This window comes from Bradyrhizobium japonicum USDA 6, from assembly GCF_000284375.1.
In the GTDB taxonomy this organism is placed as follows: Bacteria; Pseudomonadota; Alphaproteobacteria; order Rhizobiales; family Xanthobacteraceae; genus Bradyrhizobium; species Bradyrhizobium japonicum.
Genome location: NC_017249.1, coordinates 5,696,196 through 5,718,449, shown reverse-complemented (window position 1 = coordinate 5,718,449; position 22,254 = coordinate 5,696,196). Strand labels below are relative to the sequence as shown.

Genomic DNA, 22,254 nt, shown 5'->3' with positions numbered 1-22,254 from the left:
GACTTGTTACCGGAGAACTTCATGTCATCTCGTTTCCCCGGTCTTTCCGGCATCCGCTTGAAAGACCTCGTTTTATTCCTCCTGCTGCTGGCCGTGCCAGCGACCTCTGCAATCGCTGCCGACGAGCCGGATCTGATCTTCCGCCGCTCAACCGTGTTCAAATGGATGAGCCCGAATGACAAGCTCGCGACCTATGGCCTCGACGACCCCGAAGTCGAGGGCGTGGCCTGCCATTTTACGGTCCCGGAAAAGGGCGGTTTCAAGGGCTGGCTCGGTCTTGCCGAGGAGGTCTCGGATATCTCGCTGGCCTGCCGCCAGGTCGGTCCGATCAAGTTCAAGAACAAGATGGAGCAGGGCGACGACATGTTCCGCCAGCGCCGCTCGCTGTTCTTCAAGAAGATGCAGATCGTGCGCGGCTGTGACGCCAAGCGCAATGTGCTGGTCTACATGGTCTATTCGGACCGGCTGATCGAGGGCTCGCCAAAGAACTCGACCTCGACGGTACCGGTCATGCCGTGGGGACCGGCTGACGCAAACGTCCAGAAGTGCGGCGAGTTCTTCACTCAGTGACGCGCTGGCGTTCACTCGGTGACGCGGTTGCGTTCACTCAGTGACGAGAGTGCGGCTGGTGCGCGGCTTTGCGAGATGCGAGCCCGTCAGCCGCACGAATGCTTGTGGTGCGGCCTCGTGGCCGCGGCCCGACTGCAGCGACATTGCGCCGATTGCAGCGACGCGGCTGGGTTGCTGGTCGGCGCGGTCCGTCCGCAGATCCGCGTCGCGCGGCGTTGCGCGATCTTGCGCCGTCATGATGGCATCCCTCAACTGAACGCGCCCGGTGGTTCCGGGCTTCTCGGTTTCGATGGCTTGAGTCGCAGTCGAATCGCCCCCGGTTCGACGGAACCCAGCCCTCGTTCGGGCTTCTCTTCAGCAGAAAAACGTAAAATGCATGTGAAGTGCGGAAGGCGCGCGTGTGACGGCGCGCGGCGTGAGTCTGCTTCCAGGCGCGGACAGAGCCTGCAGGGCCACTTTCAGACGCGGCGCGGCCCCTCTGAAAAGACTGGGGTTTTCCGCCCAATTTTTCGTCGCCCGAGGCGCGACGAAACAATTCTCACAAAGACGAAACCATTTTCCGCTTTTGGCGCATCACGCGCGAAACGACACATGGTTATCAGCTTCGCGACGACGACGGCGCACCGCCGGCTACGGAACTGGGACACGAGATCATGCGCACGCTCAGCTTCATCCTCGCCTTCGCTTTCGTGCTCGCCGGCTCTTCGTTCGCGGGGGCGCCGGACGGCAATCTCCCGGGTGTCGGCACCTTCCAGTACAGCGGCTCGCCGGTCACCACCTCGGCGCCGCAACCGATCATGGTCGCTGCGCGTTTCTGATCGATAGCCAAGAAAAGCTACAAGAAAAACCAGCCGATAAAGGCCATCATGATTGTCCGGTTCTGCGCCACAGCGTTCGTTTCGCTTATGACGATCAGCGCTGCCCATGCGCAGGTTCGCGCTCCCTCCAGGCTACCGGATCCCCGCAGCGAGTTCGTCCGTCAGTGTGCGCCGCGGATGCTCGGGCGCTGGGAGCATCCCGAGGAGGTCTGCGGCTGCCTGCATGATCACGCCGCCGCGGCCGTCGAGGACCGTGATCTGCGCGAGGCGCTGTTGCGCGGCATCAGCGAGACCGGCGTGCCAACGATCGAGACTGATTGGGTGCCGGCGTCCAAGCAGGGCGAGATCGGCTCGACCTTCACCAAGATCGCCAAACCGACCCTGCAGTGCATGTTCGACCCGGCGAAGTCGTAACCATCACTTCGATTTCGGACCGTAGCGCGGCACGCAGGCACTGGTCCGCGCCACGCCCTTGTCGGTCATTCTCGTGCCGCGCACTTCCTTGACCTGCCCGGCGGGGCAGGTTCCGTCGTCCACTTGCACGCGCTGGCCGAGCTTGAGATCGGTGATGTCCTGTTCACGTCCGACGGTGACCGCGTGTGCCGCCGTCGCGAGGGCGACCGAGATCAGCAGCGAGAGGCAGGTCGCGCGGCGCAGCATCATGTGAGGTCCTGGCATCGATGCCGCAATGTAGGGAGCGGCAGGCGATTCTCATAGTGAACGTTCGTCACGCCCGCCGGGCCGATTTGCTCCTTGCGCGCAAGGCGCCGCGCGACTCCAGCGCGAGTCGTTCGGCGGAGGCCACGAGTTGCGGAACCGCGTGGCCGGAAAATCCCAGCACGAACCCGGGCAGGGGACGCGCGCGCGAATAGGTGTCGGCCAGCAGCCAGCCTTCCGCGCCCGCGGCCTGCTTCGCCTGCGCCGCGACTGCAAGTTCGACCGACGGATCGAACCGGGCGACGAGGTGCAGCCCTTGCGACGGCACCGGTACCGATAGCGCACCGTCGGATGCTGCCTCCAGGGTCTCAGCCAGCGCATCGCGCGCCTCGCGATAAAGCTTGCGCACGCGCTTCAGGTTGGCGGCGAACGCGCCGGAATTGAGCATGTCGGCCACCGCGCCCTCCATCAGCGTGCCGGGAAAGCGGTCGAGCGCGGCGCGCGCGGCCGTGACGTCCGCGATCAGCCGTTCGGGCAGCGCGCAATAGCCGATGCGCAGGCCCGGAAACAGCGTCTTGGCGAACGTGCCCATGTAGATCACGCGCTGGAGATGATCGATGCCGGCAAGCGACATCAACGGCGCGCCGTCATAGCGGAACTCGCTGTCGTAATCGTCCTCCAGCACGAAGGCGCCGGCTCGCCTCGCCCAATCCAGCAGCTCCAGCCGTCGCGGCATCGACATCTGCACGCCCAGCGGAAACTGGTGCGACGGCGTCACATAGGCCGCGCGTGCGGACGAAGCGGCGGTGCGGCCTTTAGCGACACGTATCCCGTGCTCGTCGACGGGAACGGGCACGGCGCGATAACCGCAATGCGAAATGGTTTTTCGCGCGGCGGGGTAGCCCGGGTCCTCGCACCAGACCTGGTCGTTGGACTTCAGGATCGCGCTCAGCACGATGCGCAACGCGTGCAGCGTACCCGATGTCAGCATGATCTGATCGGGGTCGCAGCGCAGGCCACGCGCCGACAGCAGATGATCGGCGATCGCTGCGCGCAGCTCGCGGCTGCCGCGCGGATCGCCGTAGTGCAGATGCTCGGGCCCGAACGCGCGCATGCGCCGTCCGACGAAGGCACGGAAGCGCTGCACCGCGCGCTCGTCGATATGGGTGCAGCCGAGCGAGAACGCGCCCTGCCGCGGTGCTTCGACCATGGCCTTCGGCTTCTTCGGCTCGGCCGCGGGCGCCGGAATGCGCGCGGCGACGAAAGTGCCGGAGCCGACGGTCGCGTCGGCAAAGCCGTCGGCGATCAGCCGTTCATAGGCAGTGACGACGGCGTTGCGGCGGAAGCCGGTCTGCTTCGCCAGCGTCCGCGACGGTGGCAGCGGTTCGCCGGGTTTGACGAGGCCGGAGACGATCATGTCGCACAACGCCTGGTACAGCCGGTGCGCCGATGACGCGCCCGCGGTGATATGCGGGCCGGTCAGGTCGAGCGGCAGTTCGGCCTTGGCCGGCGAGGGGACAAAATTGGTCGGAATTTTTCGCATGGAATTGGCACTATCGCAGACCAAATCCGCGGCTACAACTCTCCTGGAATTGTTCCAAGCCCGACAGGAGCGGCCGTGAGCCAGACTGAAAGCCAGAATTCCTATCCGACGTCAGCGCGCAACCAGGTCAAGCGCCGTCACGACCGCGGCTTCTACGATCACGAGACGGTTCACCGCATCCTGGATTCCTCGATGCTCTGCCACGTCTCCTACGTGATCGACGGCCAGCCCTATTGCACGCCGACTTTCTTCTGGCGCGAAGGGACAAAACTCTATTGGCACGGCTCGAGCGCGAGTCGCATGCTGCGCAGCCAGACCAGGGGCGAGCGCGTCTGCCTCACGGTTGCCCATCTCGACAGCCTCGTGCTGGCGCGTTGCGGCTTCAACCATTCCGCCGACTACCGCGCGGTGATGGCGTTCGGCACCGCCTATCTCGTCACCGACCCCGAGGAGAAGGAGCGGGCGGTGATCGCCATGGTCGATCGCTTCTTCCCGGACCGCACCGCGAGCCTGCGTCAGAGCAGCGCGCAGGAGATCAAGGCCACGTCCTTCATCGCGATGGAGATCGAGGAGGCCTCGGCCAAAGTCCGCGCCAAGGGTGTGGCTGACGATGACGAGGACTACGAATTGCCGATCTATGCCGAGCGCATTCCGGTCCGTACCGTGCTCGGCGCGCCGGAGCCGTGCCCGCGCCTGCTGGATGGCGTAACCCGGCCTGCGACGCTGAATGGCTATTCGGAAGGCCGGCTGCTCGAAGATGCATTGCGGGATGCTTATTTTGTGGAGTACCCGAACGGCTGAAATCGGCTAGCTTGCGCGCACAATTGACCAATTGGATGCTTGGAGTTGCCTGATGAATGCCGAAACGCAGCAGAGGATTCTTGACGCCGTCGATGCCGGCTTCGAAGCCCAGCTTGCGACCACAAGCGATTTCGTCGCGATCCCGTCGACCCGCGGGGCGGAGGGGCCGTGCCAGGACATGATCGGCGATCTCCTGCGCGCGCGCGGCTACGAGGTCGACGACTGGCACATCGATGTCGATGATCTCAAGGACCTGCGCGGCTTCGGCCCGATCGAGCACGATTTCTCCAAGGCGCGCACGGTGGTGGGCACCTACCGTCCGCAAACCAATGGCGGCAAATCGCTGATCCTCCAGGGGCATTGCGACGTGGTGCCCGCGGGGCCGCTGGAACTGTGGGACACGCCGCCATTCTCGCCCGTCATCAAGGACGGCAAGATGTTCGGCCGCGGCGCCTGCGACATGAAGTCGGGCACGATCGGCGCGCTCTACGCGCTGGATGCGATCAAGGCGGCGGGTTTCAGGCCGACGGCGCGGATCCACTTCCAGTCCGTGATCGAGGAGGAGAGCACCGGCGTCGGCGCGCTCTCGACATTGCAGCGCGGCTATCGTGCCGACGCCTGCTTCATCCCGGAGCCGACCGGCGGCAAGATGGTGCGCTCGCAGGTCGGCGTGATCTGGTTTCGCCTCCGCGTGAAGGGCCATCCGACCCACGTTGCCTTCGCCGGCTCCGGCGCCAACGCAATCATGGCGGCCTATCATTTGATCCAGGCGCTGCAGAAACTAGAGATCGAGTGGAACGAGCGCGCGAAAGCCGATCGGCATTTCAAGACGCTGAACCATCCCATCAACTTCAACCCCGGCATCATCAAGGGCGGCGACTGGGCCTCCAGCGTGCCGGCCTGGTGTGACGTCGATTGCCGTATCGCGGTCCTGCCGGGCTGGTCGATCGCCGATCACCAGAAGGAGATCATGGCCTGCGTTGCGGCTGCCGCGCGCGACCACCGCTTCCTCGCCAACAATCCGCCGGAGGTCGAATGGTCGGGCTTCCTGTCGGAGGGGTATGAACTGACCGACGCCGCGGCGCCCGAGGCCGCGTTCGGCAAGGCGTTCAACACCGTCTATGGCGGCGAAATCCAGGACCTCGTCTTCACCGCGCTGACAGACACCCGCTTCTACGGTCTCAATCACGGTATCCCGAGCCTCTGCTTCGGCGCGAGCGGCGGTGAGATGCACGGCTTCAACGAATTCGTCGACCTGGAGTCGCTGAAGAAGTCGACCAAGGCGATGGCCCTGTTCATCGCGGATTGGTGCGGGGTGGAAAAGGTGTAGGCCTCTCTGCCGTCATTGCGAGGAGCGAAGCGACGAAGCAATCCAGACTGCCGCCGTGGAGGCGGATTGGATTGCTTCGCTACGCTCGCAATGACGCGTGGATAGTTCGGTAGGGTGGGTAAAGGCGCTTTTGCGCCGTGCCCACCATCTTCCCTCAATCCCGCACGAAAGGGTGGGCACGCTTCGCTTTGCCCACCCTACGGCCTCTGGGATTGGGCCGACTGCTGCCCGAAACACCGGCGCGTCCAGATACTTTAAGCTTAAAATAAAGACTAGGATGCCGCCGTCACCGGTGGCAGACTGGCGCCTGTTCGCAAGGCCCTGAGTCCGCCGAGGGAGTTACGATGCGCGATTGGGATGATGCTTATGCCAATTCGGCCCATATCCCGGGCTCGGACAAGATGCCGGCCCAATGGGCGGAGCGGGCGGCGGCTTACCGCGCCGGCCTGAAAGACTTCCGCGCGGACGTCGCCTACGGCCCGGGCGAGCGCCAGCATCTCGACCTGATCCTGCCAGACGGCGCCAGCAAGGGCCTCGTCGTCTTCGTCCACGGCGGCTACTGGATGCGCTTCGACAAGTCGACCTGGACCGATCTTGCCGAAGGCGCGCGGCATCACGGCTGGACGGTGGCGCTGCCGAGCTACACGCTGACGCCGGCCGCCCGCATCTCCGACATCACCGCAGAGATCACCGCCGCGATCGCCAAGGCGGCTTCGCTCGTCTCCGGCCCGATCCGGCTCGCCGGCCATTCCGCGGGCGGCCATCTCGTCACGCGCATGCTGTGCAACGACAGCCGGCTCGAGCCCGCCGTCTACAACCGCATCGCCGGCACGCTCTCGATCAGCGGGCTGCATGATCTGCGACCGCTGCTCAAGACGAAGATGAACGAGACGCTGCGCATGACCATGGAGGAGGCGACGCTTGAAAGCGCGGCGCTGCACCTGCCGCGGGGACATTCGCCGGTCACCGCCTGGGTCGGCGGCGGCGAGCGGCCCGAGTTCATGCGTCAGTCCGATCTGATCGCCAATGTCTGGACTGGCTTCGACGTGCCGACGCGCCTCGTCGTCGATCCCGGGCTCAACCATTTTACGGTGATCGACGGACTGAAGGATCCGTCGTCCCCGATCACCGCGCGGCTGATCGGCCTCGACTGACGCGGCGAGGATCGATCGATCGAAAGGGCCTGCCATGACGTCCAGCGATTACGATCCCACGAGCGAAGGCGCCGAGACCGATTTCGCCCGGCGTATGTCCTACGGCGACTATCTGGCGCTGGATGCGATCCTCGGCGCCCAGCATCCGCTCTCGGAAGCCCATGACGAGATGCTGTTCATCATCCAGCATCAGACCACGGAGCTGTGGATGCGGCTTGCCATCCACGAGCTCAGCGCCGCGCGCCGCGCCATCGCCAGGGACGAAGTGCAGCCTGCGATGAAGATGCTGGCGCGGATGTCGCGCATCTTCGAGCAGCTCAACGGCGCCTGGGACGTACTGCGCACCATGACGCCCAGCGAGTACACGCGTTTCCGCTCTCAGCTTGGCCAGTCCTCGGGCTTCCAGTCGCGTCAGTACCGGCTGATCGAATTTCTGGTCGGCAACCGCAACCACGCCATGCTCAAGCCGCACGCGCACGATGTGGAGACGACCAGGCTGCTCGAAGGCGAGCTTGCCACGCCGAGCCTGTACGACGAGGTGCTGCGGCTCGCCGACCGCAACGGGCTCAAGATGCCCGCGTCCGTGCTGGCGCGCGACGTTCGCGAGACCCACAGCTTCAACGAAGGCGTGCTCCAGGCCTGGCGTATCGTCTATGAAGCGCCGGAGACACATTGGATGCTCTACGAGCTTGCCGAGAAGCTGGTCGATTTCGAGGACTACTTCCGGCGCTGGCGTTTCAACCATGTCACGACGGTCGAGCGCGTCATCGGTTTCAAGCGAGGCACCGGCGGCACCGGCGGCGTCAGCTATCTCAAACGCATGCTGGAGGTCGAGCTGTTCCCCGAGCTCTGGCGCGTCCGCACGATTCTGTAGAGATCGCCATGACCAAGCTTCGCGTCTATGACGACACCAGGGCCTTGTTCCATTTGCCTGACGGCGTGATCTATCTCGACGGCAATTCGCTCGGCGCGCTGCCGCTGGGCGTTGCCGAGCGCGTCGGCAATGTCATCACGACCGAGTGGGGCAACGAGCTGATCCGCGCCTGGAACAGTGCGGGCTGGTATGCCCAGCCGCGCCATGTCGGCGATCGCATCGCGCGATTGGTCGGTGCGGAAGCCGGCTCCGTGATGGTCGGAGACACGCTGTCGCTCAAGGTCTACCAGGCTCTCGCCGCCGCGCTCAACATGAACGCCTCGCGCAAGGTCGTGCTATCGGACACCGGAAACTTTCCGACCGATCTCTACATGGCCGAGGGCCTGATCGCGACGCTCGGCCGCGGCCATCAATTGCGCCTGGTGGCGCCGGAAGAGATCGAGGCCGCGTTGTCGGAGGAGATTGCGGTCCTCTACATCACCGAGGTCGACTATCGCACCGGCCGGCGCCACGACATGGCGACGCTGACGGCGAGAGCACATGCGCTCGGCATCGTCACCGTCTGGGACCTCGCGCATTCGGCTGGCGCGCTGCCGGTCGATCTCGCTGGCTGCGGCGCCGATTTCGCTGCCGGCTGCACCTACAAATACATCAACGCCGGCCCCGGGGCGCCGGCCTTCCTCTACGTCGCGCCGCGCCACGCCGACGGCGCGCGCGCCGCGCTGTCGGGTTGGATGGGCCACGCAAAGCCGTTTGCGTTCGAGCTTGGCTACGCGGCGGCCGGCGGCGTCGAGCGCATGCGCGTCGGCACCCCGCCGGTGCTCGCAATGGCGGCGCTGGAGGCCTCGCTCGACATCTGGGACAGGGTCGACATTCGTGAGGTCCGTGCGCGTTCGCTGGCACTTGGCGATCTCCTGATCGCCGAGGTCGAACGCCGCTGCCCGGAGCTCAAGCTCGTCACCCCGCGCGCGCACGAGCGCCGCGGCTCACAAGTCTCCTTCGCCTTCGAGGGCGGCTACGCCGCCATGCAAGCCTTGATCGCCCGTGGCCTCATCGGCGATTTCCGCGCGCCTGACATCATGCGGTTCGGGATTACACCGCTCTACATTGGGGAGAGCGAGATCATGCGAGCAGCCGAGATCATCGAGGAGGTGATCGCGGGCGAGGTCTGGCGTCGGCCGGAATATCAAGTCGTGAACGCGGTGACCTGAAGAAGGTCTCGTGCCCGGGACGCGGCGCAGGGCGTCCGGGGCACGAGGGCAGCGATCAAGCTATTTGGGTCTACCCCACAACGCCGTCACGATCGCATCCAGCCCATCCGTCAGCGCTGCCGGCCCCGGCTGCAAGATGATCGGCGACTTGATCTCGACGATGCGGTCGTCGCGCACGGCGGGGATCTCGTTCCAGCAATCTCGCGCGCGGATGCGGGCAGGGACGACCTTCTTGCCGCACCAGGAGGCAAGGATCACGTCGGGCGCTGCCTCGCGCACCGCCTCCGCCGAGACGATGCGATCCTTTGCTGCCTGCTGATGTCGCAATTCCGGAAACACATCCTCACCGCCGGCGATCTCGATCAACTCGGAGACCCAGCCGATGCCGGAGATCAGCGGATCGTCCCATTCCTCGAAATAGACCTTTGGCCGCGCCGAGGGGCGAGGTGTCGCCGCTATCTCGGCGAGGCGCCGTTCAAGGCCGTGAGCGAGTGCCTCGGCGGGCTCAGCCGCGCCCACCAGCGCACCAAGTGTGCGGATCATCGCCAAAATCCCGGCGATGTCGCGCTGATTGAAAACATGAACGTCGACGCCCGCGCGCACGAGATCGGCGACGATGCCGGCCTGGAGGTCGGAGAAGGCCAGCACCAGCTCCGGTTCCAGCGCCAGGATCTTCGGAATGTCCGCGGAGACGAAGGCCGACACCCGCGGCTTCTCCCGCCGCACCTGGGGCGGGCGGACGGCGTAGCCGGAGACGCCGACGATGCGGTCCTGCTCGCCGAGCCGGTACAGCGTTTCAACCGTTTCTTCGGTCAGGCAGACGATGCGGCGGGGCGGGAAGTGGCGCATGGGAAGAGCATATGCGCAAATGCCGTCGCTGATGTCAGCAGGGCCATTACCTCGGACGTCATTGCTTTGCGGCCCGAAGCAATTCACGCTGAAACAACAATGAATTGGGAGGAGATCCGATGACGCCGCTCGAGAAACTTCAAGCGATGAAGATGCCGTTTGCCGAGCTCAAGGGCGTCGAATTCGTCGAGGCCGAGAAGGATCGCGTGGTGGCACGGATGACGGTCAGGCCCGACCTTTGCACGCTCCACCACACCATCCACGGCGGCGCGGTGATGGCGCTCGCCGATTCCGTCGGCGCGGCCGCGACCGTGATCAATCTGCCGGAGGATGCCAAGGGCACCACGACGCTCGAGAGCAAGACCAACTTCATCGGCGGGGCGAAGGAGGGAACCACGGTTATCGCCACGGCTACACCGGTCCATCGGGGACGGCGGACCCAGGTCTGGAGCACCCGGCTGGAGACCGAGGACGGCAAGCTGGTTGCCGTGGTCACCCAGACTCAGCTGGTCCTCGTATGACTACGGGGGCTTGATTTTATTAACGAATTGGTCGCTTCTGATGCCTGAAACTTGGGCAGGTTCCCGTCTTGAAAAACATGCTGCGTCGCACAATATTGGGGTCCTAGGGATTCGAACGCCTCCTCGAGGGACACCAAGAGGAGTTTTGACGTGGTACTTGAAGACACGACCCGCACGAAGTCCGTTCCGGGCTATGTGCGGACCTTGAGCCAGCAGGAAGAATTGCCGCTTCTGCGCGATCACCTCCTGCGGCTTGATTCAGCAAGCCGGCACGACCGTTTCAACGGCTTTCTCGACGACAGCTTCATCGAGCGTTACGCCGCCCGCTGCGCCGAGGACGGCACCGTGATTGTCGCCTACATCGTCGACGGCGTGATCCGCGGTGCGGCCGAGCTGCATCCGCCGGAGGACGATTCGCTGCCCGAGGTCGCCTTCAGCGTGGAAGCCTCGGTACGGCGCCAGAACGTCGGCACCATCTTGTTCAGCCGGCTGATCGCGGAAGCGCGCTGGAAAGGCTACAAGCGCCTGCGCATCACCACCGGCGCCGAGAATCACGCCATGCGGGCGCTCGCCAGGAAGTTCGGGGCGAATCTGCAATTCCGTCATGGCGAATCGACCGGCACGATCGATCTCGCCAAGACGCCCGAGGCCGAGCTCGCTGAACTCGCGGCCTCGCCCTTCACGGCCGGCCGCGCTCTGCTCAGCTTCAACTCGACCTGCTGGAAGATCATCTCCAGCATGTACGGCAATCGCGCCGCCTAAATCCAAACGCGGACTGGAATCAAAAAGCGGACCGGCAAAACCGGTCCGCTTTCGTATTGGGGATAGGGAATTGAGCGCTCAGGTGCCGGTGCGCTTGTCGTTGCCGAAGCGGCGGACGACACGGCGTTCGACCACGACCGAGCGCTGCGCACCCTGTTCACCAGCGATCACGCGCGTGGCAGTGATGCGGCCGTTGGTGCGGGCCTGCTTCTTCACCTCGGCCTGCACGATTTCGATCGGCATCCCCATCAGCGCTGCCGCGATCTCCGCCTGCTGCTCCTGATCGTCGGTGATACCGACGGCGGCGAAGATCGCCTCGTCCAGGGTCGGCGGGTCGTGGCGCACGCGCCGCGTGCCATATTTGGTATTCCAGTCTGCGCTCATAACGGCCTCGGTTTGATGCCGGGATACCTAGTGCCGGAGATGTTGCATTGCAATATGAATTTGGTGTGGCATCACAGCTATGCGCTCACAGTTTTTCGAGCCTGCCGGCCTCATAGAGATCGAGCGTGGTCGGCCCCGTGGCCAGCGAGCGCAAGGTGCGCACGAACTCGCCGGATGCAGGTACCGCAAAGTGGGCGGCGAGCGCGGCGCGGTCGGCCCATTGCTCGAAGAACACCAGCCTGAGCGGATTCTCGCAGTCGACATGCACTCCATGGGAGATGCAGCCGGGTTCCTGTCGTGACCGATGAACATGCTCGAGGCTCAGGCGGCGCGCCTCGTCGAACGTCTCGGTGCGGACCGTTACGCTGCCAGTCACAACGATCATGCGATGTCTCCCGACCTGATTTCCGCTAGGGCGGCGATGCCTCGCGGGGCGTTTCTTTCATCGGTGCCTGCGGCCAGCGTTTCAGCGCCGCGTGTCCGGCCTCGGTCAGCCCGTAGATTCCCCGCTCGGCGCGTTCGAACCAGCCATACACATTGTTAAGCAAGATCTTGCCGGCGTCGGGGCAGCGTTCGCGCAATTCGCTCACGCGCCGCGGGCCTCCCGCGAGCGCCGAGGCACAGGCCAGCGCCTGCTGGCGATAGGCCGTCATGATCGGCGCGCGGGTGCTGCCACCGAGCACGGGATCGCCCTGGCGGCGCTGATGTTCGGCGACCAGGCGTGAACGGACCTTCGGCTCGCGGCGCGGCGCTGCCGTCGGCGGCTTCACCAGCACCTCGACCTGGCCGCGGTCGGTAACCCCAAGCATACCGAAGCCGAGGCGGCGGCAGAGGTTGCGGTAACGCGCATCGCTCTCGCGCCCCTTGCCGCGGATCGACATCTTTGCGGCGATCCAGACCTCGTCGCCGGCGGGCGCGCGATCGACGGCCTGCAAGATCAGCTCGAGATTGAAGGCGAGCTTGAGCTCGCCGATCACCACGACAGGCGGATCGCCGGCGCTGAGACCGACGAGGTCGCAGCCGCCGATCTCGCCCTTGACCGTGAAGCCGAGCTCTTCGAGGAAGCGTTTGACGGGAAGGTAGAGCGCGGTTTCCACGGTAGGTCCGATTGGAGAATCAGTTGCGAGCAGTCTAGAGCCTTCCCGCCTCCGATTGAATCGGAGCGGGGCTCATCAGACCAGAACTGCGACTACACCCGCCCGCCGACCGGGATCAGCGCGCCGGTGACGCCGCTCGCGGCATCGCTGGCGAGGAAGAGGATCACCTCGGCGAGTTCCTGCGGTGTCACCCATTTGGAGAAATCCGCTTTCGGCATGTCGGCGCGGTTGGCCTTGGTGTCGATGATCGACGGCAGCACCGCGTTCACGGTCACCTTGCCCTTCCACTCGTTGGCAAGTGCCTCGGTGAGGCGATGCACGCCGGCTTTCGACGCCGCATAGGGGCCCATGCCCGAACCTGCCTGAAGCGCGCCCGTGGCGCCGATATTGACGATGCGGCCGGTCCCGGACGCGGCGAGATGCGGCAGCGCCGCGCGCGAGGTGTTGAGGGCCGTCAGCACGTTGAGCGCATACAAGCGCTGCCACGTCTTGATGTTGCCGTCGCCCACGCTCTCGAACGCGAAGCCGCCGGCGATGTTGATCACCGCATCCAGCCTGCCGAAGTGCTTTGCCGCCGCCTCGACCGCCGTCTTCGCTTGTGCTGGGTCGGACAGATCGACGCCGCCGATCTCGATGCGTTCGGGCGTTGCCGACACCTGCGAGGGCGCGTGATCGATGCCGGCCACACGCGCGCCGCGCGCCAACGCTGTCTCGGTGACAACCTTGCCAAGTGCGCCGAGCGCGCCGGTCACGATCAGAACCTTGCCTTGCATCGTCGTTCTCCCGGCGCGGCCGCTTACGATTGCAGATAACGCGCCTTCAGCGCGGTTTGCTCCGGTGTGCCGAGCTTGAGGCCGTCGCGCAAGTAGGTTTCGAGATCGCCATATTCGTTGCCGACCGCCTCGAAGGCAGCAGCAAGGTATGAGGCCTCGACACTGCCGATCGCATCGAGGACGTCGGCGGGAAGATCGGAGGCGTTCGATGCGTCGCGCCTGTAGTGCCGGTTGGTCAACAGGTAGTCCTCGGCAATGACCTCGTCGGCCACGCCGAGCGCATGCAGGATCAGCGCGCTTGCAAAGCCGGTGCGGTCCTTGCCGGCGGTGCAGTGGATGACCAGCGGCGCGCGGTCTTCCAGGAGATGGCCGAACAGCATGCGGAAACTGTGCGTGTTGTGGCGGACATAGTTGCGGTAGGACTCCCGCATGAGCTCGAGCGCGACCGGCGCGGTGAGCCTGCCCTTGGCAAGCTCGGCGCGCAGCGCGGCTACGACAGTTGGCTCGATCGGCAGCGAATGCACCGTGATCTCGTTCACGACGCAGACGCCGGCCGCGCGCTCCTCGACGCCGCGAAAATCGAAGGCGCTGCGCACGCCCAGCGCCCGGACGATCTCGACGTCGGCGGCCGTGAGCTGGCCGAGATGGTTAGAGCGGAAGATGTGGCGCCAGCGCGTGGTGCGGCCATCCGAAGTCGGATAGCCGCCGAGGTCGCGAAAATTGCTGGCGCCTTGCAGGGCGAGGTGGCGGGCAAGGGAATCTGGCATGAGATCAGCTTGGGTTATGTTTCCACTGGACGCACTACGGCGTCCTTGAGTGCATTCAGGGGGCAATCATGGGCCGGCACAAGGCCATTGTCTTGGCGATCACCATGCTGTCGGGCGGAATTATCGGTGCGGGACAGGCGGACGCGCAGACGTTCCGGACCTATCGCTGCGTCGATGGTACGCAGTTCATCGTGGGATTTTATGACCACGACAAACGCGCCTTCCTCCAGATCGACGGCGAACCTGTCACGCTGGAGAAGCGGCTGGCGCTTTCTGGCACGCGTTATTCGGGGGCAGGCGTCACGCTGAGGATCGGCAAGACCGGAGCGACCACGGTCAAGCACCTGAAGCGACCGGTCACGGCCTGCACGGTGATCGAAAAGCCCGCGCTCTAGCCGGGAGTCCACCCGGAATCAAAAAGGGCCGAAACCTCGTTGTTTCGACCCTTTTTCAAACTTCCGTCGGACGCTTGCGCGAGCGCGGCGGTATCATACCAAACACAAACATTAGCGTTCCCATTTGGGCTTTGATTCGTCGACCGCATCCTGGTGGTACCAGCTGTCGCTGCAGATCGAGACGTTCGCGGGAAGCGAAGCATGATCGGCAGGAAGGCGGGTGTCGCCATAGCGGCGTCCGGCGAGAGCCGCGCGGCCCCCGACAGGGAATTGGTAGATCGTTGCAGATCCGTGATTCAGACCATTATTCATCATTGCGATTGCTCCTGGGTCGAAGCGCCTTGGCCTCCATGGTGCGCCCGACTCGTTCGATTGTGGTTACTGGATTCCCCATATCGGCCGCGCATCCCGAATTGGAAAGTGCTGAAAAGGAAATCAGTTGCTGCCTAATCCGTGAGCATCTGACCCTCTGCATCCCCTAAGGCACCATGTCGGTGGCTAACGCCTGGGCCATTCCAAAGGTTGCTAGGCAGAGGCGCAGGACTTTGCGAAAGTTGCTGGACGTTGATGCGCGTTTCATCGGCAACCTCCGGCAACGGTACGTCTGCTCCAGAATCAGGCGTTTTCCGCGGGATTTTTGCAGTGCAGCTTCACGCGAAGGTGCGCGGCTATGACGCACGTTGCCGGGGACGGTTTGCCGTCGGCGGGCCGATCCCGGCGGCGGTGGAAAACCTCCCGCGCTGCGGCCTTTTGGCACGCAAAATGCTTGTAGACGGGCGGCCGATGATGGCCGGGTACAAACGTGCGGGGGCTCTCAACCCCACCTTTCGCATCATCTACAGAGAGGCTCAATGACCAAGTATAAGCTCGAGTACATTTGGCTCGACGGATATACGCCGACTCCGAACTTGCGCGGCAAAACACAGATCAAGGAATTCGCGTCGTTCCCGACGCTCGAGCAGCTTCCGCTCTGGGGCTTCGATGGCTCCTCCACGCAGCAGGCCGAAGGCCACAGCTCCGATTGCGTGCTGAAGCCGGTCGCCGTGTTCCCGGACGCCGCGCGCACCAACGGCGTGCTCGTGATGTGCGAAGTCATGATGCCCGATGGCAAGACCCCGCACGCGTCCAACAAGCGCGCCACCATCCTCGATGACGCCGGCGCATGGTTCGGCTTCGAGCAGGAATACTTCTTCTACAAGGACGGCCGTCCGCTCGGCTTCCCGTCGTCCGGCTATCCGGCCCCGCAGGGCCCGTACTACACCGGCGTCGGCTTCTCCAACGTCGGCGACGTCGCCCGCAAGATCGTCGAAGAGCATCTCGACCTCTGCCTCGCGGCCGGCATCAACCATGAAGGCATCAACGCGGAAGTCGCGAAGGGCCAGTGGGAATTCCAGATCTTCGGCAAGGGCTCCAAGAAGGCCGCTGACGAAATGTGGATGGCCCGCTACCTGATGCTGCGCCTGACCGAGAAGTACGGCATCGACATCGAGTTCCACTGCAAGCCGCTCGGCGACACCGACTGGAACGGCTCCGGCATGCACGCCAACTTCTCCACCGAGTACATGCGTACGGTCGGCGGCAAGGAGTATTTCGAGGCGCTGATGGCGGCCTTCGACAAGAACCTGATGGACCACATCGCCGTCTACGGCCCGGACAACGACAAGCGTCTGACCGGCAAGCACGAGACCGCGCCTTGGAACAAGTTCAGCTACGGCGTTGCCGATCGCGGCGCCTCGATCCGCGTTCCGCACTCCTTCGTCAACAACGGCTACAAGGGCTATCTGGAAGACCGCCGTCCGAACTCGCAGGGCGACCCATACCAGATCGCTTCGCAGATCCTGAAGACGATCGCGTCCGTGCCGGCCGACAAGAAGGCCGCGGCCTAAGACCCTCCCGGCCCGGGCCGGGGGGCTGGCCCGGGTTGGTCTTCAATCCGCCGGAGCTGCAAAGCTCCGGCGGATTTTTGCGTTCCGATGACAGCCGTAGTTGTGGGTCTGCCGGCCATGCCGGCTTGAAGTCTGTCCATCGCCGGCGAAACCGGGATAGAATGCCCCTGGATGCGCGGGGCCGGGGACACGGCTGGTGTTTGAAGGCTTCTACAAGGTGCGATTTCAGCTCGGCGACGCGGTCGGCCGGAGCGTGATGCATGCCGGCAATGGCAAGATGCTCGGCGGCAATTCGGCCTTCGCTCATATCGGCACCTATGAGAGGACCGAAGCCGGCGTCGACATCGTGATCAAGACGGTCCGCCACAACCCGGACCCGAACTACCGCGCCATGGCCGGCACCGACGATGCGACCTTGCTTGCGAAGGGCTGGGCGGACGGCGATCTCTATCGCTTCAAGGGCGAGCTGAAAGAGCTGCCCGGCGTGCCCTTCCAGTCGGTGATGACGCCGATCACCGAAGACGAGGTGCCGATCGCGGGCGGCGTCGGCGAGGCCGGCATCGCCGACGGGCTCTATTCGGTACACCTGCGCATGCTCGACGGCGTCGATGGCGGCCTGACCGGCGTGATGCTGCTCAACCAGGGCCGCATCCTCGGCGGCGACGCCTCGTTCTACTATCTCGGCAGCTACACTGCCGCGAATGGCCGCTGGAAGGGGCAGATCCTCAACCAGGAGCACACGCCGGCCAAGGACGATCCGATCTTCGGCGGCCACGAGGTCGGCATCGGTTTCTCCGGCACCTATGACACGGAGCAGGCGGTGCTGGAGGCAACGGCGCTCGCCGGCAAGCGCAGCCTGCGCCTGACCGCCGCGCTCAAGCTGATGCACCGCGCCTGATCGCGACAGGAATAGCCCATGGAAAAATTTCGCATGCTCTCGACGCTCGGCCTGATGGGCGCGATGCGCAGCCTGTCCTCCGCCTTCGAGGCCGCCAGCGGCATCCACGTCGATGCCGACTTCGCGCCAACCCTGGCACTGCTGAAACGGCTACGCGACGGCGAGGCCGCCGATCTCGTGATCCTTACCCGTGAGGGGCTCGACGAGATGATCGGCGAGGGCCGTGTGATCGCCGAGGGCTCAGTCGATCTGGCGCGCTCTTATGTCGGCATTGCCGTGCGGGCAGGGCAGGCGCATCCCGACATCGGCGGCGAAGCCGCGCTCCGCAAAACGCTGCTCGCGGCGCGGTCCGTGGCCTATTCGCGGCTGGGCGCGAGCGGTGTCTATTTCGCACAGCTGATCCAGCGATGGGGCATCGCAGCCGAGATCAACGCCAAGGCCACCATCGTCGAGCAGGGCTTTACGGCGGAGCGGCTCGTCAGCGGCGAGGCCGACCTCGCCGTGCAGCAGATCAGCGAGCTGAAGCAGGTCGAGGGCATCGAGGTCGTCGGCCCGATCCCGCGCGATTTGCAGACACCGGCCGTGTTCTCCGCCGGCCGCATGGCCAACGCCAGACATGCCGAAGCGGCCGATCGGCTGCTGCGCTATCTGGCATCGCCGGAGGTCGTCCCGGTGCTGCGCCAATCGGGACTCGAGCCTTGAATTTGCCGGAGCAGAGACGCAACGTGGCGCCCATGCGGATTTGTCTCCTTGCCATCCTCCTCGCGCTTGCAGCGCCGTTATCGGCGCATGCCCAATCGGCCGATCTCGTCCTGTGCGACCGGCTGGCCGCCGATCCCAGCGATCCCGACAAGCCGGCCGATGTGAAGGGCGTGACCGAGCTTGCTGCCTCCGACATTGCGACCGCCGTCAAATTCTGCAAGCAGGCCGCACCGTCGTCGCGGCGCGCGATGTTCGCGCTTGGCCGCGCCTATGCCGCCAACCGGCAGACGGCGGAGGCGATCGCCGCCTGGCGCAAGGCGGCCGACAAGGGATCGAGCGCGGCGATGGTCGAGCTCGGCGTCGCCTACGGCACCGGCTCCGGTGTCGCGAAAGATGAAGCACAAGCGCGAAAGCTGTTCGAGCGGGCGGCGCAGGCCGGCAATCCTCGCGGTGTCAGCAATCTTGCCGCCCTCGGCGGCGCCGGCGGTGCTGCGCCGGCCGACCCCGCACAGGCGCGCGCGCTGCTCGGCAGGGCGGCCGAGACCAACGCGGAGGCGCAGTACCAGCTTGGCCTGATGCTCTCCAACGGCAACGGCGGCGAGCGGGACGACGTCGCGGCGCGCGCGATGTTCGAGAAGGCGGCGGCACAAAACCATCCCGGCGCGCTGGAGCGGATGGGCGCCTTCGCGCAGGAAGGCCGCGGCGGCGCCAAGGACAAGGATGCCGCCAAGGCCTATTACGAGCGCGCTGCCGCGCTTGGCGACGAGGACGCCAAGAAGGCGCTGGAGCGGATCCGCTGTCCCTATGCGATCAAGGACAAGCAGGGCAAGCTCGTCACCACGCTATGCTTCTAGCTCACTTGTAGTAGTAGGCGACGTTGTTGCGGGCGTCGCGATAAGTCGTCTCGAGAAAGTCCGGATATTGAGCGGCCGCGCGCGCGACGGCGCGCACAACGCAGTCCCAGAAATCGCCGTTCCAGTTGAAGTGCTCGAAGGTGGCGTCTTCGAACTTCACGGCGGTGATGATGGCCTGCCGGATTGCGTCGTCACTGGCTCGCGGATGGGCGCGCTTCACATAGTCGAACATCCGCCCGTCATGGGCGTGGTCGCGGTCGTAGCGGTATTTCGCGCGGAACTGCTCCGGCGCGAGCGTGCGATTGACACGGACCTCTTCGGCGCTCGGACGCCTCTCGATCGAATCCAATCGGTAGCGCCAGCGCCAGAGTTCGAAGGCCGCATCAAGCAGCGGCTGCTTCGCCGCGCTGGCGACGATCGCTGCGATCAGTTCCTCGGCTGATGGTTCTATCTGGTTCATGCCGCTTTGTCGCGGGCGCGCTCCGGCGGGTTCGAAGGAGCCTCAAGGAGGAACCAGCTCCGGCACGGGCGTTGAATCACAACGAGCGGGAGGTCCCACCACAGTATTTCAAGCGTCATTAGCGTGTGAGGTCGGTCGCTCCGGATAGGGCAGACGAACAAGTCGAAAAACAACCCCATGCACCGTAGCCAAGTCGTTGAAATCGTTGATTTCGTATTTTGCGAAAAATCAATTGACCCGTCGGGCAAAACAGGGGCATGATGGCATCATACGGCGAGTGGGCTCCGCTCCCGCCCCTGCGCTGAAAAGCCGGATGGCCTCGGTGCGGCGACAGTGCTAGGTAGCCCGCGATTCTTTTCTGATTTTGTGAGCTTATTGAATTGCTGGACGGACTCTACAAGGTTGAATACGGCGTCAACGATGCGTTCGGCCGCAGCATCATGTGCCTGCATGACGGCAAGATGCTGGGTGGCAATTCGGCCTTCGCGCATCTTGGAACCTATGCTGAGCGCGACGGCGAGATCGTCGCCGAGGTGATCACCGAACGACACAACGAGGATCCCAATTACAAGCCGCTGATGGGAGCCGATATCGCCTCGATCGGTGCGCGCGGGCGGCTGTACGGTAACCAGATCCGTCTCGAGGGTGGCGCGGACACCATGCCGGGCGCAAAATTCTGGGCCAATCTCACCCGGCTCGACGACGAGGGGGTGCCTCCGAGTGGTGCGGTTGGTCCGGGCGGCATCGCCAACGGACTCTATGGGATGGGCCTGCGCGCGCTTGACGGTGTCGATGCCGGATTATCGGGCGTGATGCTCCTGATCGACGGCCGCATCCTCGGCGGCGACGCGTTCTTCTACTATCTCGGCTCATATTCCTCGGCGGACGGCCGCTGGAAGGGCGAGATGCTGAACCAGGAGCACACGCCGGCGAAGGGCGAGAACCCCGTGTTCGGCGGCTATGAGGTCGGGATCGGCTTCTCCGGGACCTGCACGGCGGACAGCGGCGAACTCGAAGGCATCGCGCTCGCCGGCAAGCGCAGCCTGCGCCTTGCAGCCTCGCTCAAACTGATGCGGCGGGCCTAGGACGTGTACTCATAGAATCCGCGTCCGCTTGCCCCAAAAAGCGCGGCCATCGAAGCGGGGTTGGATGAATGTCGTCCTTGGGCCCTGAGGCGGACCTTCCGGCGGGAAAAAGGCGGGCAGAGAAAAATTTCGACCGCCGATCCTTTGCGTGCGGTTGCGTCCGATTTCTCAGTCGCATCTGATCTGATCATTGGTCCGATAAAGGTTTCTTGTCGACCGCAGGACGACATCTGGTGCCCGTTTTGCGAAAGCACCTGGGTTGCAATGAACCGGAATGGCAGGATTGTTTGACAGTCATCGCTCGACTGCAAAGATGCGCCACTCGCCGGGAACCCCCTTCAGCGATCGGGCACCGCGGTCGCCGAATCGTAACGCTGACCCAGCCACCAGTTCTTTGACGGTACTCGATACCAGGACCTCGCCCGCGCCCGCGAGCGCTGCAACGCGTGCACCGATGTGGACGGCGATGCCGCCGACATCGTCATCGCTCATTTCGCACTCGCCCGTGTGCAGTCCCGCACGGATTTCGATGCCCAGCGATCGAACCTCTTCGGCTATTGCGCACGCGCAGCGCACCCCGCGTGCCGGTCCATCGAAAGTGGCCAGAACACCGTCGCCAGTCGTCTTGACTTCGTGCCCGCGGAAGCGATCGAGGTTGCGTCGGATCGTGGCGTGATGGGCATCAAACAGATCGTGCCAACGGCGGTCGCCGAGTGCAGCCGCCTTCTCGGTCGATCCAACGATATCAGTAAAGAGAACCGTAGCGAGCACCCGATCGGCGATGACCGGCGCGCGCACGCCGGTCAAGAATTCCTCGATCGTATCCGCAATAAGATCGGCGTTGTCGCCGAAGAAGGGAGGGTGGTCAATTCCTGGAAGCTCGACGTAACGAGCCCCGGAGATGTGCTCAGCCAGATAGCGGCCCCCCTCCACATTGATGGCTCTGTCACCGGTGCGGTGAACGACGAGTGTGGGAATCCGGATCGTTGGCAGGACGTTGCTAATGTCGATTTGACTATTCATGCGCATGAGTTCGGTCGCGGCAGCAGGGCTCGCCCCCAAGCGCTCAAATCTGCCCATCCACTGTTGCGCGGCCGGATCGTTGGCAAGGGAGGGAAAAAAGACGGCTATACTGCCGCCAGATCCCCAAGCCTGATCAATATATGCAAGGAACTCTGACAGATCCTTATCTGTCGGTAGCCAAGAGGAAAATTGCGCAAAGCCGCCGTAGAGGATGAGTGCGCGGGATCGTGCCGGATAGGTTGCAGCGAACAGCGCCGCTAAAGATGCGCCTTCCGATGCTCCAAGAAGCGCCGCGTGTTCCATATTTGCAGCGTCCATAACTGCCCGGAGGTCGTCCATACGTTGGTCGAGGCCTGGAAGCTCCGGGACGCGATCGGACATGCCCGTCCCACGCTTGTCAAACATTGCCACCCGAGCAAAGGATCCCAGCCGCAACAGCCACCGAGCGACTTCGGGATGCTCCCAGTAGACCTCAATGTTCGACACGAAATAGGGAGCGAGAACCAGATTGATCGGCCCGTCGCCAAACAGCTGGTAAGCGATATGGATGTCGCCGCTTTTCGCATAGCGAGTGACCGGTTGCATGGATGATCTCCCCGGCCTCGGTCGTCGCAGTCCACTCAAAGTGTAGCAGCAAGACGGGCACCGGCAAAGGTTGAATATCTCGGCTTGGCCCTTGTCGGATGTGCGCCACCACGCTGACGATGTCCGTTGATATGAGCAAGCGGACCCTTGTGATTGGTCGGATTGAAATCGGGAAATGGACCCTTAAGCGGACTGTCGTTGAACTGGACCTGCGCGGCGGATAGCGGCGAACGTGAAGGCATCGCGCTCGCCGGC

General features: G+C 64.3%; 28 protein-coding genes. 16 read left to right on the top strand and 12 right to left on the bottom strand.

Going from position 1 to position 22,254, the window contains the following annotated elements:
* Positions 1-21: 21 nt before the first annotated feature.
* Positions 22-570, top strand: coding sequence for a CreA family protein (locus BJ6T_RS27145; protein WP_014495726.1), 549 nt, complete (start codon positions 22-24; stop codon positions 568-570).
* 33 nt (positions 571-603) lie between these two features.
* Here the strand turns inward: BJ6T_RS27145 and BJ6T_RS27140 are convergent, their stop codons facing one another.
* On the bottom strand, positions 604-807 hold the full coding sequence (locus BJ6T_RS27140; protein WP_014495725.1) for a hypothetical protein: 204 nt from the start codon (positions 805-807) through the stop codon (positions 604-606).
* Between the two features lie 416 nt (positions 808-1,223).
* Between BJ6T_RS27140 and BJ6T_RS47480 the strand changes: the two genes are divergently transcribed.
* Positions 1,224-1,388, top strand: coding sequence for a hypothetical protein (locus BJ6T_RS47480; RefSeq protein ID WP_014495724.1), 165 nt, complete (start codon positions 1,224-1,226; stop codon positions 1,386-1,388).
* A 48-nt stretch (positions 1,389-1,436) separates the two neighbouring features.
* Positions 1,437-1,802, top strand: coding sequence for a hypothetical protein (locus BJ6T_RS27135; RefSeq protein WP_014495723.1), 366 nt, complete (start codon positions 1,437-1,439; stop codon positions 1,800-1,802).
* A 3-nt stretch (positions 1,803-1,805) separates the two neighbouring features.
* Here the strand turns inward: BJ6T_RS27135 and BJ6T_RS27130 are convergent, their stop codons facing one another.
* On the bottom strand, positions 1,806-2,051 hold the full coding sequence (locus BJ6T_RS27130) for a DUF6719 family protein (protein ID WP_028157498.1): 246 nt from the start codon (positions 2,049-2,051) through the stop codon (positions 1,806-1,808).
* A 64-nt stretch (positions 2,052-2,115) separates the two neighbouring features.
* Complete coding sequence (gene pdxR, locus BJ6T_RS27125; RefSeq protein WP_014495721.1) at positions 2,116-3,588, bottom strand: MocR-like pyridoxine biosynthesis transcription factor PdxR; 1,473 nt, start codon at positions 3,586-3,588, stop codon at positions 2,116-2,118.
* Positions 3,589-3,663: 75 nt separating this feature from the next.
* Here pdxR and BJ6T_RS27120 point away from each other — a divergent pair, with 75 nt between their 5' ends.
* From BJ6T_RS27120 to kynU, 5 genes are all read left to right on the top strand, one after another.
* Positions 3,664-4,389: a pyridoxamine 5'-phosphate oxidase family protein gene (locus tag BJ6T_RS27120; RefSeq protein WP_014495720.1), complete on the top strand. Its 726-nt coding sequence runs from the start codon at positions 3,664-3,666 to the stop codon at positions 4,387-4,389.
* 52 nt (positions 4,390-4,441) lie between these two features.
* The gene (locus tag BJ6T_RS27115; RefSeq protein WP_014495719.1) at positions 4,442-5,719 is read left to right on the top strand and encodes an ArgE/DapE family deacylase; all 1,278 of its coding nucleotides are present in this window, start codon (positions 4,442-4,444) and stop codon (positions 5,717-5,719) included.
* 344 nt (positions 5,720-6,063) lie between these two features.
* Positions 6,064-6,873, top strand: coding sequence for a hormone-sensitive lipase (locus tag BJ6T_RS27110; protein WP_014495718.1), 810 nt, complete (start codon positions 6,064-6,066; stop codon positions 6,871-6,873).
* 34 nt (positions 6,874-6,907) lie between these two features.
* Entirely contained in the window at positions 6,908-7,747 is an 840-nt protein-coding gene (gene kynA / locus BJ6T_RS27105; RefSeq protein ID WP_014495717.1) for a tryptophan 2,3-dioxygenase, read from the top strand.
* An 8-nt stretch (positions 7,748-7,755) separates the two neighbouring features.
* Positions 7,756-8,958 (top strand): kynureninase, encoded by a 1,203-nt coding sequence (kynU, locus tag BJ6T_RS27100; protein WP_014495716.1) that lies wholly within the window; start codon positions 7,756-7,758, stop codon positions 8,956-8,958.
* A 60-nt stretch (positions 8,959-9,018) separates the two neighbouring features.
* Here the strand turns inward: kynU and BJ6T_RS27095 are convergent, their stop codons facing one another.
* Positions 9,019-9,807, bottom strand: a complete 789-nt coding sequence (locus BJ6T_RS27095; protein WP_014495715.1) for a cobalamin-binding protein — start codon at positions 9,805-9,807, stop codon at positions 9,019-9,021.
* A 119-nt stretch (positions 9,808-9,926) separates the two neighbouring features.
* Here BJ6T_RS27095 and BJ6T_RS27090 point away from each other — a divergent pair, with 119 nt between their 5' ends.
* A complete protein-coding gene (locus BJ6T_RS27090; RefSeq protein WP_014495714.1) occupies positions 9,927-10,328 on the top strand; it encodes a PaaI family thioesterase in 402 nt (133 codons plus the stop codon).
* A gap of 150 nt (positions 10,329-10,478) precedes the next feature.
* On the top strand, positions 10,479-11,090 hold the full coding sequence (locus tag BJ6T_RS27085) for a GNAT family N-acetyltransferase (protein ID WP_014495713.1): 612 nt from the start codon (positions 10,479-10,481) through the stop codon (positions 11,088-11,090).
* A 78-nt stretch (positions 11,091-11,168) separates the two neighbouring features.
* Here the strand turns inward: BJ6T_RS27085 and BJ6T_RS27080 are convergent, their stop codons facing one another.
* The 5 genes from BJ6T_RS27080 to BJ6T_RS27060 form a co-directional block, all read right to left on the bottom strand.
* Positions 11,169-11,474: a hypothetical protein gene (locus BJ6T_RS27080; RefSeq protein WP_014495712.1), complete on the bottom strand. Its 306-nt coding sequence runs from the start codon at positions 11,472-11,474 to the stop codon at positions 11,169-11,171.
* 85 nt (positions 11,475-11,559) lie between these two features.
* The gene (locus BJ6T_RS27075; protein ID WP_014495711.1) at positions 11,560-11,859 is read right to left on the bottom strand and encodes a putative quinol monooxygenase; all 300 of its coding nucleotides are present in this window, start codon (positions 11,857-11,859) and stop codon (positions 11,560-11,562) included.
* Between the two features lie 25 nt (positions 11,860-11,884).
* Positions 11,885-12,571 (bottom strand): DUF2161 domain-containing phosphodiesterase, encoded by a 687-nt coding sequence (locus BJ6T_RS27070; RefSeq protein ID WP_014495710.1) that lies wholly within the window; start codon positions 12,569-12,571, stop codon positions 11,885-11,887.
* Positions 12,572-12,663: 92 nt separating this feature from the next.
* Complete coding sequence (locus BJ6T_RS27065; RefSeq protein WP_014495709.1) at positions 12,664-13,344, bottom strand: SDR family oxidoreductase; 681 nt, start codon at positions 13,342-13,344, stop codon at positions 12,664-12,666.
* A gap of 23 nt (positions 13,345-13,367) precedes the next feature.
* Entirely contained in the window at positions 13,368-14,111 is a 744-nt protein-coding gene (locus BJ6T_RS27060) for a tyrosine-protein phosphatase (protein WP_014495708.1), read from the bottom strand.
* Positions 14,112-14,179: 68 nt separating this feature from the next.
* On the opposite strand from BJ6T_RS27060, the gene BJ6T_RS27055 reads away from it, so the two are divergent.
* Positions 14,180-14,506 carry an MliC family protein gene (locus BJ6T_RS27055; protein WP_014495707.1) on the top strand — a complete coding sequence of 109 codons (327 nt, stop codon included), beginning with the start codon at positions 14,180-14,182 and terminating at the stop codon, positions 14,504-14,506.
* Between the two features lie 111 nt (positions 14,507-14,617).
* Here BJ6T_RS27055 and BJ6T_RS27050 read toward each other — a convergent pair whose 3' ends face one another.
* Positions 14,618-14,821 (bottom strand): DUF2735 domain-containing protein, encoded by a 204-nt coding sequence (locus BJ6T_RS27050; RefSeq protein ID WP_014495706.1) that lies wholly within the window; start codon positions 14,819-14,821, stop codon positions 14,618-14,620.
* A gap of 536 nt (positions 14,822-15,357) precedes the next feature.
* Between BJ6T_RS27050 and BJ6T_RS27040 the strand changes: the two genes are divergently transcribed.
* The 4 genes from BJ6T_RS27040 to BJ6T_RS27025 all read left to right on the top strand — a co-directional run bounded on the left by BJ6T_RS27040 (position 15,358) and on the right by BJ6T_RS27025 (position 18,846).
* Entirely contained in the window at positions 15,358-16,392 is a 1,035-nt protein-coding gene (locus BJ6T_RS27040) for a glutamine synthetase beta-grasp domain-containing protein (protein ID WP_014495704.1), read from the top strand.
* Positions 16,393-16,588: 196 nt separating this feature from the next.
* Complete coding sequence (locus tag BJ6T_RS27035) at positions 16,589-17,290, top strand: GrlR family regulatory protein (RefSeq protein ID WP_014495703.1); 702 nt, start codon at positions 16,589-16,591, stop codon at positions 17,288-17,290.
* A gap of 18 nt (positions 17,291-17,308) precedes the next feature.
* Positions 17,309-17,992, top strand: coding sequence for a substrate-binding domain-containing protein (locus tag BJ6T_RS27030; RefSeq protein ID WP_014495702.1), 684 nt, complete (start codon positions 17,309-17,311; stop codon positions 17,990-17,992).
* Positions 17,993-18,024: 32 nt separating this feature from the next.
* Entirely contained in the window at positions 18,025-18,846 is an 822-nt protein-coding gene (locus BJ6T_RS27025; RefSeq protein WP_028169579.1) for a tetratricopeptide repeat protein, read from the top strand.
* A 1-nt stretch (position 18,847) separates the two neighbouring features.
* Here BJ6T_RS27025 and BJ6T_RS27020 read toward each other — a convergent pair whose 3' ends face one another.
* The gene (locus BJ6T_RS27020; RefSeq protein ID WP_014495700.1) at positions 18,848-19,306 is read right to left on the bottom strand and encodes a hypothetical protein; all 459 of its coding nucleotides are present in this window, start codon (positions 19,304-19,306) and stop codon (positions 18,848-18,850) included.
* 380 nt (positions 19,307-19,686) lie between these two features.
* Between BJ6T_RS27020 and BJ6T_RS27010 the strand changes: the two genes are divergently transcribed.
* Positions 19,687-20,391 carry a hypothetical protein gene (locus tag BJ6T_RS27010; protein WP_014495699.1) on the top strand — a complete coding sequence of 235 codons (705 nt, stop codon included), beginning with the start codon at positions 19,687-19,689 and terminating at the stop codon, positions 20,389-20,391.
* Between the two features lie 294 nt (positions 20,392-20,685).
* Here the strand turns inward: BJ6T_RS27010 and BJ6T_RS27005 are convergent, their stop codons facing one another.
* Positions 20,686-21,999 carry an adenylate/guanylate cyclase domain-containing protein gene (locus BJ6T_RS27005; protein ID WP_014495698.1) on the bottom strand — a complete coding sequence of 438 codons (1,314 nt, stop codon included), beginning with the start codon at positions 21,997-21,999 and terminating at the stop codon, positions 20,686-20,688.
* Between the last annotated feature and the right edge of the window lie 255 nt (positions 22,000-22,254).